The organism is Photobacterium sp. AWH4_225, assembly GCF_056158405.1.
Window position 1 is genome coordinate 2,397,325 of sequence record NZ_JBSWTF010000004.1, and the last position, 14,931, is coordinate 2,412,255.

Here is a 14,931-nt window from a genome sequence, read left to right on the forward strand (position 1 = left end):
GTGTTAGTCAGCTATGTCGCCCTCGAGGGGGATTTATGAAACTGTTACGATCAATTCTAACCCGATACACAATGTTGGCTATGTTTGGTTTGTTCGCTACCAATGCAATTGCCTCAACGCCTTGGCAAGTTTGGCCCGCTGTGGGTGATGCCCGTTTAACGTGGGGACCTTGGGTTATATATGACTCGGAGCTACGGTCTCCTGATGGAGAATATCAAGCTGCTGGTGACAACCTTGCGCTGGTGATTCGCTATCACAGAAATATAGATAGTGAAGATTTGATTGAAGCTACTGACGACCAATGGAGACACCTCGGCATTAGCTCTAGTAAACGTACTCAATGGATAAACCGTCTTGAAGAAATCTGGCCTGATGTTAGGAAAGGAGATCGTCTAATTTTTGTTTTAGACGATAACCAAGGTGCATTCTTTCAAGACAACCGTCAGATAGGCGTCCTTCAAGACTTTGAAATGTCCCATTCCTTCTTGCAAATTTGGTTGTCTCCAAACACTGCATACCCCGAAATTCGCAGCCAACTGATAGGTAAACGCTAATGTTGCTTGAGAAAAAAACAATTAAACGTTTTTGGCTATTTGGGTGGTTGATGATGTCCTTGTTTGGTTTGTTCGGGTGTAGCGCAACAATCAATGATTATCAGAATACTAAGCCGGTGTTTAATTTGTTTAGTTACTTTGAGGGTGACATAAAGGCTTGGGGAATGTTGCAAGATAGAAGTGGGAAACAGACCCGACGTTTTACAGTTGATATCAAAGGTTCGGTGAATGATGATGTCTTGACGCTTGAAGAAGATTTTGTCTTTGATGACGGAGAAAAACAACGAAGGGTTTGGGTTATTACACAAAACCTAGATGGAACCTACACCGGCCGTGCTGATGATGTAGTTGGAGAAGCTACAGGTATTGCATTAGGTAACACGCTTCATTGGCAGTATGTGTTGCGTATCCCTGTTGATGACACTACATATGACATCTCCTTTAATGATTGGATGCATTTACAAGATGAAAAGCGCCTGTTTAATACCGCCAAAATGACCAAGTGGGGTTTTACGGTTGGAACAGTTACCTTGTTTTTTGAAAAACAGTGAATAAGAAAGTAATTTGGTGCATAGTTCTTAATTTTTACGGCTAGTTTGTTATTTTTGGTATATAAGCTCGAGAATCTACCATTTTGCGATATATGTATATTTATTGAATAGCTCTTACACAAGCGTTAACAATCCAATCATTTGTGTACCATACTGATATAAGGAAGGATTAGTAAGAAACAAACATGGACGTATGGAAAGAGCACAGATAGATTTCAGTTATATCAAACAGCTAATCATCTTATCGCTGATTCTATATAGCATCATTTTTTTAGCTATGATTACAAATGGCTGGGAAGATTTATATAATCTTAAACTTAACGATAATGATGATTACATGAGGTATTACCAGTTTACATCCTGGTTACAGGATGGAAATTGGTACCTTAAGCCGATTGGGAATTTTAACCCAGATCAAGGTCAAATTATCCATTGGTCAAGACTCCCCGATATCCCGCTTGCAGCGATAACATTAGTTATGAAGCCTTGGTTGGGACAACATACTGCTGAAATAGTAGCAATAATATTTGTTCCGTTCATATATTTAGTCTTCCTTAGCACTGCTTTAAGTTTCTTTACTTATCGTTTAGCTGGTATCGATGCTGCAAAACTAGCATTATGTATGGTGTTGTTGTCACCACTTATAACAAAATTTAACCCTGGTTCAATTGATCATCATAATATCCAATTAGCTCTTTTGGCATGGATAATTGCATTACTTCCCCTCAATAAATTTCAAGCTAAATGTATTAATATTTGTTGGTTGCACGGATTACTAATTAGTTTGTCGCTGTGGGTTGGGATGGAGAACTTACCAATAATTGCAATTATATTGCTATTCATGACAATTTTCGGCTACAAAATCTCAAGACAATATTTACTATACTGTAAGCAGGTCTGCATTAGTGCCAGTCTATTTACAGCTTTGTTTGTTGTAGTTAACCGCCCAATGGATGAAGCATTACTTGCAAGATTTGATGCTATATCTTTCATATGTGTAGTTTTGCTTGTTTCAGGCTATATTTTCTGTAGTTTATCCATTTACTGTCTAGTGAACAAAAGGTTAAGAAGGTTCAATAGATTCTTAATATATTCAATAATAGCTATTGTCTCTATCATTCCTTTGCTTACAACTATCCCATTTTTAATTTCAGGCTTGTTTTTAGACTATCCTGAAATTCTAAAAGAGTTTTGGCTAAACCATGTCATTGAAGCAAGATCCATGTTAGAGATAATAAGGGCTGGGGGTCTTCTAGATAAACACAATTTTTTGATGTTTATATTGCCAGGAATGCTTTCTATTGTATGTTTTTACAAGAGAAAATATCATTTAGTGCTTTATCTTATGATGGTGTTATTATTAATATTGCCTTTTTTCTGGCAAGTTAGAGTTATCTATGCGGTTTTTTTGTTTGCGATTCCTGTACAGGCGATATTGTGTGATTTGTTAATAAATAAAAACAAATTTCAGTTGGTAAGAATATTTATATTATTGGTTTGTATGCCTATAACACCTATACTAGCTACAAAAACAATTCAAACTTACATCAATAATGTCGTGGCTGAAAATAATGTTGTAGAAAATGAATCAAAGAAAAAACAATCCAATTTAAATAAAATAGATCTCTTAACAAGAAACAACGTAAATGGCAGTTTAATATTAGCTCCAATAGAGTATGGAGCACCAATATTAGCACTAACTAATAACAAAATAGTTGCTGCGCCATATCATAGAAACATTAGTGGTAACACTATCATGGTTGAGATATTCTCATCAACAAATGATGTGTATGTGAAACAAGAAATTGATAAATATAAATTTGAATATATCTTAATTGGAAAAGATGGCGGAACAAGTATTCTTTTATCTAAATCAGATAACGATGCATTTATTCATCAATTAAATGAGAAACGATTACCACAATGGCTTTCATTAGTCGAAGAGTCTTCAAGTGGAGAGATATTGTATAAGGTGGATCAGGAGGTTTTATGATTGAAGCAATGAACATTGCTGTTTTGCTCCCATGTTATAACGAAGAGGGAGCTGTTGGTAAAACAATTAAAGATTTCTATAAGGTATTACCTTATGCAAGAGTTTTTGTTTATGACAATAACTCAATAGATAAAACAGTTGATGAAGCTGAAAAAGCGGGAGCTATAGTTTTTAAAGAGCTCCGTCAAGGTAAAGGAGAAGTTGTTAAAAGGATGTTTGCAGATATAGATGCAGATATCTATGTGCTTGCCGACGGGGATGATACTTATGATGCAAATGCTGTAATTAAATTGATTGAATGTTTGGTCAATGAAAACTTAGATATGGTGATTGGTACTCGTTCTGTTGCGAAAGATGCATACCCAAGAGGGCATATCATAGGGAATAAGGTTTTTACAGGCCTGATAAGTATGTTTTTTAACTCTAAACTAAACGATGTATTTTCTGGCTATAGAGTAATGAGCAAGCGGTTTGTTAAAACAGTTCCAGTTCTCAGTGATGGATTTGAAATTGAAACTGAATTAACAGTACACGCTTTGCATCATAGAATTCCAATCAAAGAAGTTGCCACAATGTACAAAAGTCGACCTGAGGGAACAAAAAGCAAGCTAAAAACATTTAGTGATGGTTTTAAAATCATGAATTTCATTTTCTTTTTATTGAGGGATGTAAAACCACTTCTATTTTTTTCTGTTTTATCAATGTGTTTTGCATTAATGTCTTTGTTTAGTGGTATTCCTGTCGTGGTTGAGTTTTTTCAAACTGGTTTGGTCGAGAGGTTACCCACTGCTGTATTAGCCAGTGGCTTGGGTATTATATCAGTTCTGTGTTTTTTTACAGGTTTAATTCTAGATAATGTGAGTAGAGGAAGGCTTGAATCAAAAATGATTAACTATTTGTCGTATGAGAATATTAAAGATAGTAAATTGGAAGGCTTTGAAATTCTTTTTCAAGAAAATAATCTAAAATAATTTGATGATTAATTATTATTATATGAGGTAATGATTATAGAGGTTAATATTAATGAATGTTATTCTGGATAGATTAGATAATGGTTTATTTAGATTTCTTTTAGTTGGAGGGAGTTCAACTGGAATCAATCTTTTTCTAGTTAATTTGTTCATCTATACTAACTTTATGCCATTAATACAAGCATCAATATTTGGTTATATAGTAGGTGTTATTTTTTCATTTTTTGTGCAAAAAACATTCACATTTGGGTGTGATGGATATAAAAGCCACTATTTCTTTAGGTTTTTTGTTTTATCCATTTTTGGTGTTTTTTTTAATGCATTTATAATCTTGATTTTGGTTGAGCATATCCAAGTAAATAAACATTTATCAACAATTTTATCGGCACTACTTATCGCAGCGATAAATTATTTTATGCTAGGTAAATGGGTGTTTAAATGAAAGGTTGTAAGTTTGTGGTTGAGCGTAAGTTTATTTTTAATTTTGTTTTGAGAATAATGATTTGGGGTGCTTTTTCATTATTTCTATATGATATCATTAAAGTGTATATACCACCTTTAGATATTAAAGTTTCAAAGTTAACACCAGGAAGAGTAGCTCATGCAGCAGGTGGAGTTAATAACGATGTTTATACTAATTCATATCAAGCCCTTGATAATAATATAAAAAAAGGATTTACTTATTTTGAGATTGATTTCGTATTTACATCTGATAATGAGATAGTTTGCTTACATGATTGGAATGATTCATTTTATTCAAATTTTGGATACCTTCCTTCTGACAGATTATCCTTAGAGCAGTTTGTTAAATCCGTTGAACTTTCAGGGAAGTATAAGAACTGTACGTTACATGGTCTATCAATTTGGATGATGAACAATCCCTCTGCAATACTAATAACTGATGTAAAAGGAAGTAATATAGATGCCTTGAAGAAAATTCATAGTGTTATTCCAGACTCAAACAAAAGAGTAATACCACAAATTTACAATCCAAACGAGTTTTCAGAGGTAAAAGAAGTTGGCTTTGAATCTATTATTTGGACGTTGTACAAGTTTAATGGCAGTAATAGAGCAGTACTTTACTGGCTTAGTCGTTTTGATGGGAAGGTTGGTGTAACTATGCCAAAGCATAGAGCAACAAGCGGATTAAGCTCAAAGTTAAATCAGTATGACATTACTAGTTTTGTTCATACTGTTAATAATAGAGAAGAACTCATAGAGCTGCAATCAAAGTATGATGTGACAGAAGTTTATACTGATTTCATTTCGCCTTAATTTTGAATTATTCTTGAATGATTTATGATGTCTAAAGCCAACTTTGAATCAACATTTTTATTAATTGATCTCGTATTATCTCCATCAAGCAAAATGTTAAATGCTTCAAAATTCTGATTGCATTTTGCTGTAATTATATTTCGATTATCACCTCTGGAGTGTAAGATACATTTTGGACTAATTGCTTTCTCTATAGGGAATACAGAGCCTAAAACGTCACCAAAGCATTGCGTATCACTTACAAGGCCAACTATTGAGTTCATCAAGTCAGTTTGTTGGAATTCCTTATCGATTTGAATATTTATATCATCCCATATCATAAATGCTGGAACCTTTGAAACTGCCAATAGTCCCGAAGATTGTTTTTCTGTACTGGTGACTGGTGTCATTGCTCTATGATCACTTAAAACGATTACTAAGTTGTTTGGTGTAGCTATAGTGGATATTAAATCAGCTAACAATTTATCTGTATATAAGAAGGCTGATTCTTCAGATTGGACGATATTACCATTTTTATCAGGTGAATAAAATGGAGCATGTGTTGAAACGTTCTCAACAACAATAAGTTTAGAGTCGGATTTAGTACTATCAGTTGATAATGTTGCAACTTTATTGAAAAGGTCTTCATCAGAAACAGAGTTAAAAAGATATCTTTGACTACCTTTCGGAAAATCATCAGATCCTATAATTGTTGAAAAGCCAATTTCTCTTAACCATTTTCCTTTATCTAAAAAGTTCAGATTCCCTGAAGTAACAAAGTAACTGTGATAGCCATATTTAGATAATTCTTTTGGTAGGGTCTTAGTGTTACTAAAGTTTGTTAGTCCTACAGCGCCATCTAGTTTCATTTTTTTCTTGTAAAGAACTGGGAAATTTCCAGTTAAAATTGAATACAAACCAGCTTCAGTAGTGAAACCATTAGCATGAAAATTTGTCATTGAAATGTTTTTTTTAGCTGTAAGGTCTAAATTTGGTGTCCAGTTATTTTCATTTCCAAAGAATGCACTATGGTAGTTTGACCAAGATTCAACTAAGAAGATGTATATAGAATTAGGCTTTTTTTCTTGTATTGTACTGCATTGTTCTTTAGGGGAGTAAGTGAAGTTAGATATAAAGTTGTCAGAATATTCTTTATCTATAGTCGTATTGATGTTCACGGAAAAGTAATCTTGAAAAAAAATCTCTCGAGCAGTACTTTGTTTGATTGGAAAAAAATTAAAAGATACCGAAATTGCTAAAGTTATAAAACAGTATGACAAAAGTTTATGATTTTTGTTATCTATGGATTTTCTCTGTATAAAAACTGAAAATAGCAATACCGTAAAGAGTAAAGTTAATACGAAATATAAATCTGAAGTATCAAACAGCAAAAATGCATCATTAAACATGTTTAAAATGTCGTTGTAATAAAGCCGAGTTGAAAGCAGTAATATTAACAATGTGTCTATCAGATATAAAATAAAGATGAAAAAAGAAAACAATCGTAGAGTGTAAAATGTTTTTATATTAGAGATGTTTGCAAGGGAGTATAGGAAGAAGCACAAGAGAATAACTTTGCTGTCATTGAATAGTATTTTAATATAACTATAATTATCGTCTATATAGAATGCACCCCCTATGATAAATATTTTTAATAGATATGGGGCTAGTAATATAAAAATGATAAACATACCTTCTCCTTGGCTATATCTAACACCATAAAAATTCTAGCATTAAGTTTTATGTTTTTCTATAAATTAATTTTGAACTCTATGTTCATTACAGTAATCTAGGATTCGTATGAGTTGTGTTTTATTAAGTCACTTAACTTATTATTTTTAGTGAATTTAATTATCGTATTCAACTTTGCCCTCTCGACATTGCAACGATACGTTTTAGGATCCAGCGTAATAGAATAGGGATGTTATCGACATTTTCTTGCTCAATGAAGTTGATCATAGCAAGCGCAACATCTGGTTTGGCATGGCGTTTTAGTGCTCTCTGGATAATTTTTTTGGGCGTTACTGGTGACTCAACAGGAATATTGGCTAAATCTCTGAATAAAGGTTCGAATCCATTAAAGAAAAGGAAATGTTCGATATCTCTTTTCGGTAAAATAGTTAAACGGTGACGTTCAGCTTCATTGCCTAAAATATTTCTCACTGTATCTGCATATTTTTTCCCAGCCATATCGCCATCCGCAACCATGTGCCATTCAATACCGAAGTGTCTAGCGACTTTAATCAATGGTTTTAAACCACTTTGTGCAAACTCAATGATTTGTACGCCTTCGGCAGCAAGGTTGTAACCGCATATTCTTGCTAATTCATTGAATAGCCAAACTTCCGTTTCTCCTTCAACCAATAACCAAGCTCTAGCAAATAGGGCACTTGGTCGGTGCACACGAAGATGGAAGGTTACCCGCCGCTCTTCATCACGGCTAAGTTTATGATCAATAATGGAATAAACTTTGGTTTTATTAGGTTTCCGGATCAGTTTTTTGACACTTTCCAGTGGGACGACTGAACAAAGGTCAGGGCTGTTTGTAGTGAGCACCTTCTGCATCGGCATTTTACAAATAAAGGTCCACGCCTGATGGAGAATTGTGGGGTGTAATCGACCTTCTGGGTCTTCTAAAATCAAAATTGGACGAGAAATACGCTTTAATTCAACTGGGCCTCTTGCACGAATAAATGCATTAAGTAGCCCCATAAGTACAAGGCGACTCTGTTTGGTTGTTTCGGGTTCAGTGAGTTGCTCAAGTGGATTTATGGCATATTGGGCCCGCTCTGGAAAATGGGCTCGGTCGAAGTTTTGGCTTCGGTAATGGGGTGTAAAGGCAAAGTAATGATCAACTAAAGTCCTGAGAGCATTAATACTGCTTTTTATCTCTGCTTGGCTGACATGACCGGGCTTCGTCATCAGGCGCCTGCATGTGTTGTCTAGCCGTCGTTGTATTCTCACATTGTCATCATGTCGACGATCTGTACCATTGCCGTTCTGCTGTCCATTGCCATTAGTCGTACTGGAGGATGAGAGTGGATGATACTCACGCAATCGTCGTGCATCACGTATTCTCACAATAGGGTGCAGTACCATAAGTTGTTTGGCGAGTTTATCATTGTCTTCGCAGTTTATTGGATTGCCATGTTTGTCGAGAAATCGCCTTTTTGTCGTTATTTTATCTCCCGAGACGCTACTCGTAATTTGATAAAACAAAGCGTTGCAATGATCTTCGCCTTTAACCCATACCGGTGAAAATGATTTATATCGCCGGGCCTTATGCTCACCGGGGTAATCTTCTTGCCAGTGTAAAATGATATTTAGGTGGCTCATTTTGGAATGGCCAGCGCTGTAGTCGACATGAAAGTCATCGAAGTGAAAAGTGTGGAATGTTGCATTGGGTGACAGCGCAATATCGAGAGCATCCAACAGAGAGGATTTACCCCAGGCGTTTTCACCAATCAATACCGACAACTCGTCGAATGAAAGGGATAATCGTTTGATACCCCGGAAGCCTGAAATCTCAATACGTTTTAGCTGCATAGCCACCTCAACATGATGAAAAAAAGAAGCAGAGACAATGTAAAGGAGTAAGCGAAGCATCGTTGGCTCATACTTTAAGCCTATCTTAAGAGACGCAGATCTGAAGGTGTATTTGTCACAATATTGAAAAAATAACTAATTGATTGAAAAGGGAAACTGCTTGTTGTCCTAGTATCTAATTGCTATAGTCAGCAACCAATATAACGACTAACATATTGATTATCATGGAGATGTCAGATGGCTAAAATTATTCACTCAATGATCCGTGTCGGTGATTTAGATAAATCATTAAAATTTTACAAAGAGGCATTGGATCTGGATATTGCCGAACGCCTTGATTTTGAAGGCTTTAGCTTGGTTTATCTTCGTAATGAAGAAAACGATATGGAACTAGAGCTCACTTGGAATGAAGGCACTGATAGCTACACTCATGGCAGCGGTTACGGCCATATCGCTGTAGCTGTTGATGAGCTTGAATCTGAGCACCAAAAAATGTCGGAGCTAGGTTATGAACCTGCTGACATTAAGGAGTTTTTCCGTGAAGGACAGTTATTGGCGAAGTTCTTTTTTGTCCAAGATCCTGACGGCTATAAGATTGAATTCTTGCAGCGTCATGGCCGCTACCAGTAATCGATGGTTTTATCGTAACTGCAAAACATGTGTTTTATTAAGCCATACCTTTACAGGTGTGGCTTTTTCTTGGCCATCATCCGCTTATAAACTTTGAGCGAGACAAGGCCTATCGCAATCCCGAAAATGATAGAAAGAATGGCAACTACGCCCGATGGGGAAAATGCCGGTAAAGAAATCAGTAATTGGGAGTCGTTTCCACCTAATGCGAGGGAAGCACCTAACCCCATAATGAACCCTGCTAAGGAGTGAGAGAGTATTTGGTTAGGCCGAAACTGGAATGATGTTAGTGCTAGCCGATTTTTGGCACCAAGTGCCATTCCAAAGACTAAGCCTACAATAATTAAGTACCTTTCAACCTCAGGCCAAACTTGTACGTCGCGATGATAGGCTGTGTAAGATAGATCCTTTAACAATTGGCTCGGTGACCATTGTGGCTCCAGCAATGTTAAAATACTGGCTGTAATACCAAATAAGATAACACCTAAAAGTAGTTTTCTTCGCTCTGGTGAAGTCTTCAAGATTGTTAAAAATAAGATCAAAGCCAACACTAGAAGAGCGGGTAGGTTAGGTGTGTTGATACTCTCCAGTGGCTGGTAACTGACTGGAGGGGTAAGTATAGGCAAAAGTAACCAACCCAAAATCCAGCCAACGATAGTGGCCAACATGTAGAAATGTCCACTGGCTAGTTTTGAAATGGTTGATATTGAGCAGCCCTTGTTTAACGCTGCACCTAAGCCGAATAGCAACCCACCGATGATAAAATGCACCGTACCGTCAAAACGCTTGGCTAGGAATGGAACCCACTCCTGTCCGGTAAATGGAACAACCAACCAGTACCAAAATCCGCAGCAGAGAATTGCCAACAGAAATGATGGACGTCGCTCAAGCAGTTCGCTTACGCCCCGAACCATACAAAGTCCCGTACGTTGGGCGAGTAGACCAACTAACACTGCAAGTAAGATTGAGATTACTGACTGCAACATCACTTCAACCTGTCATCGATTCGACATAAAAGTAAGTATACTCAGGATACTTACTGCTTATGATCACCAAAATATGTGAATCCACTCCTGCTTTGTTGTGTAACGAAGAGGAAATTACTTATAAAAATCTGAGATTGAACGGTTTTTGGTATAAGATAACTGCTCTGAAAATGTGGAGGCCTATAACGCTTTATGACACAACATCGCTCGGCAAAGTTAACTATTGCCCATATCAATGATACTCACTCACACTTTGAGCCATCTACAATTGCGCTACAGATACCATTGGGCACTTTAGAGTCGCCAATGTCGGTATATGCGAGTTGTGGTGGTTTCGCTCGGGTATCTTCCGCGGTGAGAGAGGTAAAAAAGCAGGCACTTTTACAACAGCGTGATTTCCTCTTTGTCCATGCCGGAGATTGTTTCCAAGGGACGTTATTCTTTTCTTTATACAAAGGGTCAGCCAACGCGGTTTTACTTAATGCGATTGGTATCGATGCTATGGCGCTGGGTAACCATGAGTTAGACATGGGGAACCAGGTAGTGGCTGATTTCATGGATTTAGCCAATTTCCCTCTGTTAGCGGGAAATTGGGATTTGTCCGGGGAACATCAAAATAAGCAAAATCCACTGTCTCCTAAATCAAATGTCATGGCTTATGACAACGAAAATGGGCATGCGAAGTACCTGGTTAAAGATGTCGATGGGGAGCCCGTTGCTATTTTTGGCTTGGCTATTGAAAACATGTCAGGCATAGCCAATCCGGACCCAGATACACAGTTCTTGAATGTCACCTCGGTCGCCCTGCAGACTGTTGAAGCTATTCGCCTAGCAGGTATCAACAAGATAATTGTGCTTAGTCACCTTGGTTATGAACGAGACTTAGAGCTTGCCGCTCAAATTGATGGGGTCGGAGCAATCATCGGCGGCCATACCCATACGATGCAAGGCGATTTCAGTAATATTGGCTTCAGCGCTTCTGATGATTATGCCGTGCAGATTAACGGTACTTGTGTTGTACAGGCGGGCTGTAACGCGCTTGCGTTAGGGCAGTTAGATATTGATTTCAATGCTGATGGTTCAGTCGCGAGTGTCGGAGGTAAGAATCAGCTGTTGCTTGGCAGACAGTTTACTGTCGATGCTAGCCGCAGTGAACACCTTGACGTTTCAACTCACCAGATGGTGAAGAACTACCTTCTTGACCAAGGTAATGTGAGGTTTTGTATTAAAGACCCTCATATTGAAAATTTGCTTAATCAAGATTACCGACCAGCGGTAAGAGAGCTGCAAACGCAAAAAGTCGCTGATTTGACAGAATCGCTGCGTCATATCCGTGTGCCTGATCAAAAAGGACCGAGTCAAATAGCCCCGTTGGTTGTTGATAGTTTCGTTTGGTCTTCAAGGCAACGTGGTCATGCCGTGGACTTTGGTATTCATAATGCTGGTGGCGTAAGGGCATCTTTGCATGCAGGACCCATTACCGCTGCAGATATTTCCGGTAGGCTACTGCCATTTGCTATTGGCCTTATGGTTTATGAAGTGAGTGGCAAACAGCTTCGCTCAGCGCTAGAAGGTGCGATTAATAATGCGATTGATAACGGTGTTGAAGGTACAGGAAGCGGAAGCTTCCCATATACATCCCGTTTGAAGTACACCTACCGTTGCTGTGCTCCTCAAGGGCAACGTATAGAAGCGTTAAAACTGTATAAGAATGGTAACTGGGAAGATATCCAAGATGAGTCTGTTTATCTTTCAGTATCTTCTGGTTATACCGCAACAGGTAAAGAAGGGTACGATTCACTGGTTAATCACAATGTAGACCCGATACCTTTAAACATTACTATGGCTGATGCCTTTCAAGAGTATGCAAGCCACAGAGGGACATTCGGTGCGTTTGAAGAGGTGATGATTAACTACATCCCTTGTCATTGTGAGCAGGAAGATGTGGCTTAAATAGCCTTGTAAATGTAAACGATAAAAACCGGTAGCTTCGTCGCACCGGTTTTTTTATTTAAAGAAATCGGCTTTTCTGACGTTCTATCACAATAGATAGCTTTAATTATTAGTTATGTGAATTAGTTGAGTACCTTATTGTCATAATGACAGAGGGTATATAAGTCAGAATCTGGAGCCAAGGATGAACAAAGATTGGAGCGATATAGCGGTTGTAATGGGGTGGGTATCAGCTTGGGCGCTACTAATGCATTTTATGCCAGCAGCATAATTAAAACATTTTGTCGTATTTAATTGCCGAGTATTTTTATACTCGGCAATATGTAGATAACTCTTTTACTTTCTTTAGAACTAAAGGTTAAGCTGTTAGTGTTTCGACTGATTCCGAATTTGCTACTTCTTTCGCCAAACGGTAAGCCGCTAAGTCTTCAATTGTCAGAACTGGCATGTTGTGAGCTTTACCAAATTCAATAACTTCTGGCAGACGCGCCATCGTACCATCCGGGTTCGTCAGTTCACACAGCACGCCATAAGGTTTCATGCCGGATAAGCGCATCAGGTCAATGGTTGCCTCGGTATGACCGCGACGGCCCAATACACCTTCTGGGTTGGCTTTCAGAGGGAAAACATGACCAGGACGACTCAGATCTGCAGGCACGGCGCGATCTGCAATAGCGGTTTTGATAGTGGTAACTCGATCAGCAGCTGATACACCTGTTGTGACCCCTTTTGCCGCTTCAATAGTAACGGTAAAGCCTGTTTGGTTAGCGCTGGTATTATTCTCAACCATCATTGGTAAATCGAGTTGCTTGACTCGCTCGTCAGTCAAGCATAGACAAACAATTCCCGAACATTCACGGATCATCAGCGCCATTTGCTCGCTAGTCAACGTTTCTGCAGCAAAAATGATATCGCCTTCATTTTCGCGATCTTCATCATCAACAACCAACACACCACGACCTTGGCGAATGGCTTCAAGGCCAGCTTCAACACGTTCAAAAGCTGTGCCGTAAGGGGTAAGTAGAGACTGATTCATGGTAATAAACTCCTAAAATAAACATTTACCAGAATCAGGGCATGGAAAGTCAGCAAGCACAGTCACTCAAGCAACTGGCAAGAAAAGATATACAGGGCCCTCGGGGGGAGATACCACTGCATAAAAAATCCTTGTCTCCTTGTCTCTTTGATAGAGATAGACAAGTACTGTACTGAGATCCTCTTTCATCCGGACTATGACCGTCGGCTCTGGACTGAAAGACTAAGCTTTTTCACCAGATCTGCTGACCTTATATCTTGAAAGAACAAAATATAAGCGCTCGCGGGCTTTCCTATATAAGGATTACCGCCGGTGGGGAATTTCGCCCCGCCCTGAGAATTCTTCTGAACTATAAGGAAAAGAAAATTTACGTGCAAGAAGATCAGACTTCTTTATTTGATATTTTTGACATCAAGCAGTTAAAACCTCTGTGCTTGTTATTTCTGATGGTTGGTTTGAGGTGAATAATCGCGAGTTGTAATGGTGTTGTTTATCCATCTTATGAATAAAGGCAACGCATAAGTTGGCATTTGAAGAGCGCCGAGCAAAATCAGAAAGTCAGGGCCAAGGTAGCTTCCTGCTACGGTAAAAGTAAGTAAGACATTTCGGTTAGCTGAGGATATAGCAGTGAGCAAAGCCGTGTCTTTTCCCTGTCGGAAATATAGCGCAGCAAGGGCGATGAAGAAAAGAAAGCACAGTCCTGTTGCAATGGCTAAATATTGACCAGCGAGAGTTGGGCTGGTGTCAAAGATATCTCTGAAAGGGCCGATTAAGCCAAAAGGAAATGCAAAAACGAGGATAATGGTTAAATGAGAAAGCTTGCCGTGCACTCTTTTTAACGTTTGTCTCGGTACAAAGCGATAGACAAGGGCTGAAAAAGCCATAGGACAAACAATGAAGATTAACAGGCGAAGGCTATAGCTAGCCATATCTAATGTGAATCCATCACTCTGAAAAATAAGCAGATTGATATATAGCACCAATGGCATCATTAAAGTTGTCGCTATGGTCATGGCCATGGCTGATAAAGCGTCTAGTCCTACAGAACGAGCTATAGCAGGCGTAGCAAAAAGAGACCCTGTAGCGGTCACAGCAACGATGGCAATTAACAACGGCTCAGATGCATTAAAAGCAATAGCCAGTGAAGCTGCGATAATCGTCATACCCACACTATGCAATAGCGCATATACCCAACATTGCTTTTGTTTCAAGGCTTTCAATAGTGATGTTTGCTCAATTCCAACAAGGGTAAACAGCATCAAGAAGAACAGAACATAGGGAAGGGTTGGGAAAACAGCGTGTGATGCCTCAGGCCATAGAAAACCGAGTAAGGTCGCAACGATTAGTAAAACAGACGAATGCTTAGCCAAAAACGATAACATCACACAATTCCAAAATTTTTTTGTTGAGTTATTGTTACGGAAATTCCATGTGATATGCAAGGAAATTGATAACCA

General features: G+C 38.3%; 13 protein-coding genes and 1 riboswitch. Of the genes, 8 read left to right on the forward strand and 5 right to left on the reverse strand.

What is annotated here, in order from left to right; genetic code table 11:
• Nucleotides 1–35 precede the first annotated feature (35 nt).
• The 6 genes from ACXAD4_RS28015 (at nt 36) to ACXAD4_RS28040 (ending at nt 5,344) form a co-directional block, all read left to right on the forward strand.
• Entirely contained in the window at nt 36–554 is a 519-nt protein-coding gene (locus tag ACXAD4_RS28015; protein WP_475245395.1) for a chalcone isomerase family protein, read from the forward strand.
• 50 nt (nt 555–604) lie between these two features.
• Entirely contained in the window at nt 605–1,105 is a 501-nt protein-coding gene (locus ACXAD4_RS28020; RefSeq protein ID WP_475245684.1) for a DUF3833 domain-containing protein, read from the forward strand.
• Nucleotides 1,106–1,298: 193 nt separating this feature from the next.
• Complete coding sequence (locus ACXAD4_RS28025; protein WP_475245397.1) at nt 1,299–3,098, forward strand: hypothetical protein; 1,800 nt, start codon at nt 1,299–1,301, stop codon at nt 3,096–3,098.
• Nucleotides 3,098–4,069 carry a glycosyltransferase family 2 protein gene (locus ACXAD4_RS28030; RefSeq protein WP_475245685.1) on the forward strand — a complete coding sequence of 324 codons (972 nt, stop codon included), beginning with the start codon at nt 3,098–3,100 and terminating at the stop codon, nt 4,067–4,069. The genes ACXAD4_RS28025 and ACXAD4_RS28030 overlap by 1 nt, the downstream gene beginning before the upstream one ends.
• Before the next feature lie 52 nt (nt 4,070–4,121).
• Complete coding sequence (locus ACXAD4_RS28035; RefSeq protein WP_475245399.1) at nt 4,122–4,511, forward strand: GtrA family protein; 390 nt, start codon at nt 4,122–4,124, stop codon at nt 4,509–4,511.
• Nucleotides 4,508–5,344 carry a PI-PLC domain-containing protein gene (locus ACXAD4_RS28040; RefSeq protein ID WP_475245401.1) on the forward strand — a complete coding sequence of 279 codons (837 nt, stop codon included), beginning with the start codon at nt 4,508–4,510 and terminating at the stop codon, nt 5,342–5,344. Before ACXAD4_RS28035 ends, ACXAD4_RS28040 begins: the two co-directional genes overlap by 4 nt.
• Here ACXAD4_RS28040 and ACXAD4_RS28045 read toward each other — a convergent pair.
• Together ACXAD4_RS28045 and ACXAD4_RS28050 are read right to left on the reverse strand one after the other, a co-directional pair.
• Nucleotides 5,341–6,732 (reverse strand): sulfatase-like hydrolase/transferase, encoded by a 1,392-nt coding sequence (locus ACXAD4_RS28045; protein ID WP_475245403.1) that lies wholly within the window; start codon nt 6,730–6,732, stop codon nt 5,341–5,343. The genes ACXAD4_RS28040 and ACXAD4_RS28045 overlap by 4 nt on opposite strands.
• 451 nt (nt 6,733–7,183) lie before the next feature.
• Nucleotides 7,184–8,869: an ATP-dependent endonuclease gene (locus ACXAD4_RS28050; RefSeq protein WP_475245687.1), complete on the reverse strand. Its 1,686-nt coding sequence runs from the start codon at nt 8,867–8,869 to the stop codon at nt 7,184–7,186.
• A 237-nt stretch (nt 8,870–9,106) separates the two neighbouring features.
• On the opposite strand from ACXAD4_RS28050, the gene ACXAD4_RS28055 reads away from it, so the two are divergent.
• Complete coding sequence (locus tag ACXAD4_RS28055; RefSeq protein ID WP_475245405.1) at nt 9,107–9,499, forward strand: VOC family protein; 393 nt, start codon at nt 9,107–9,109, stop codon at nt 9,497–9,499.
• 50 nt (nt 9,500–9,549) lie between these two features.
• On the opposite strand, the gene ACXAD4_RS28060 is transcribed toward ACXAD4_RS28055, so the two are convergent.
• A complete protein-coding gene (locus tag ACXAD4_RS28060; RefSeq protein WP_475245407.1) occupies nt 9,550–10,485 on the reverse strand; it encodes a YeeE/YedE thiosulfate transporter family protein in 936 nt (311 codons plus the stop codon).
• Nucleotides 10,486–10,677: 192 nt separating this feature from the next.
• On the opposite strand from ACXAD4_RS28060, the gene ACXAD4_RS28065 reads away from it, so the two are divergent.
• Complete coding sequence (locus tag ACXAD4_RS28065; RefSeq protein ID WP_475245409.1) at nt 10,678–12,438, forward strand: bifunctional metallophosphatase/5'-nucleotidase; 1,761 nt, start codon at nt 10,678–10,680, stop codon at nt 12,436–12,438.
• Nucleotides 12,439–12,796: 358 nt separating this feature from the next.
• On the opposite strand, the gene ribB is transcribed toward ACXAD4_RS28065, so the two are convergent.
• Nucleotides 12,797–13,474, reverse strand: coding sequence for a 3,4-dihydroxy-2-butanone-4-phosphate synthase (gene ribB / locus ACXAD4_RS28070; protein WP_475245411.1), 678 nt, complete (start codon nt 13,472–13,474; stop codon nt 12,797–12,799).
• 173 nt (nt 13,475–13,647) lie between these two features.
• Nucleotides 13,648–13,818, reverse strand: a riboswitch (FMN riboswitch).
• Between the two features lie 93 nt (nt 13,819–13,911).
• Complete coding sequence (locus ACXAD4_RS28075) at nt 13,912–14,856, reverse strand: hypothetical protein (protein ID WP_475245413.1); 945 nt, start codon at nt 14,854–14,856, stop codon at nt 13,912–13,914.
• Nucleotides 14,857–14,931 lie beyond the last annotated feature (75 nt).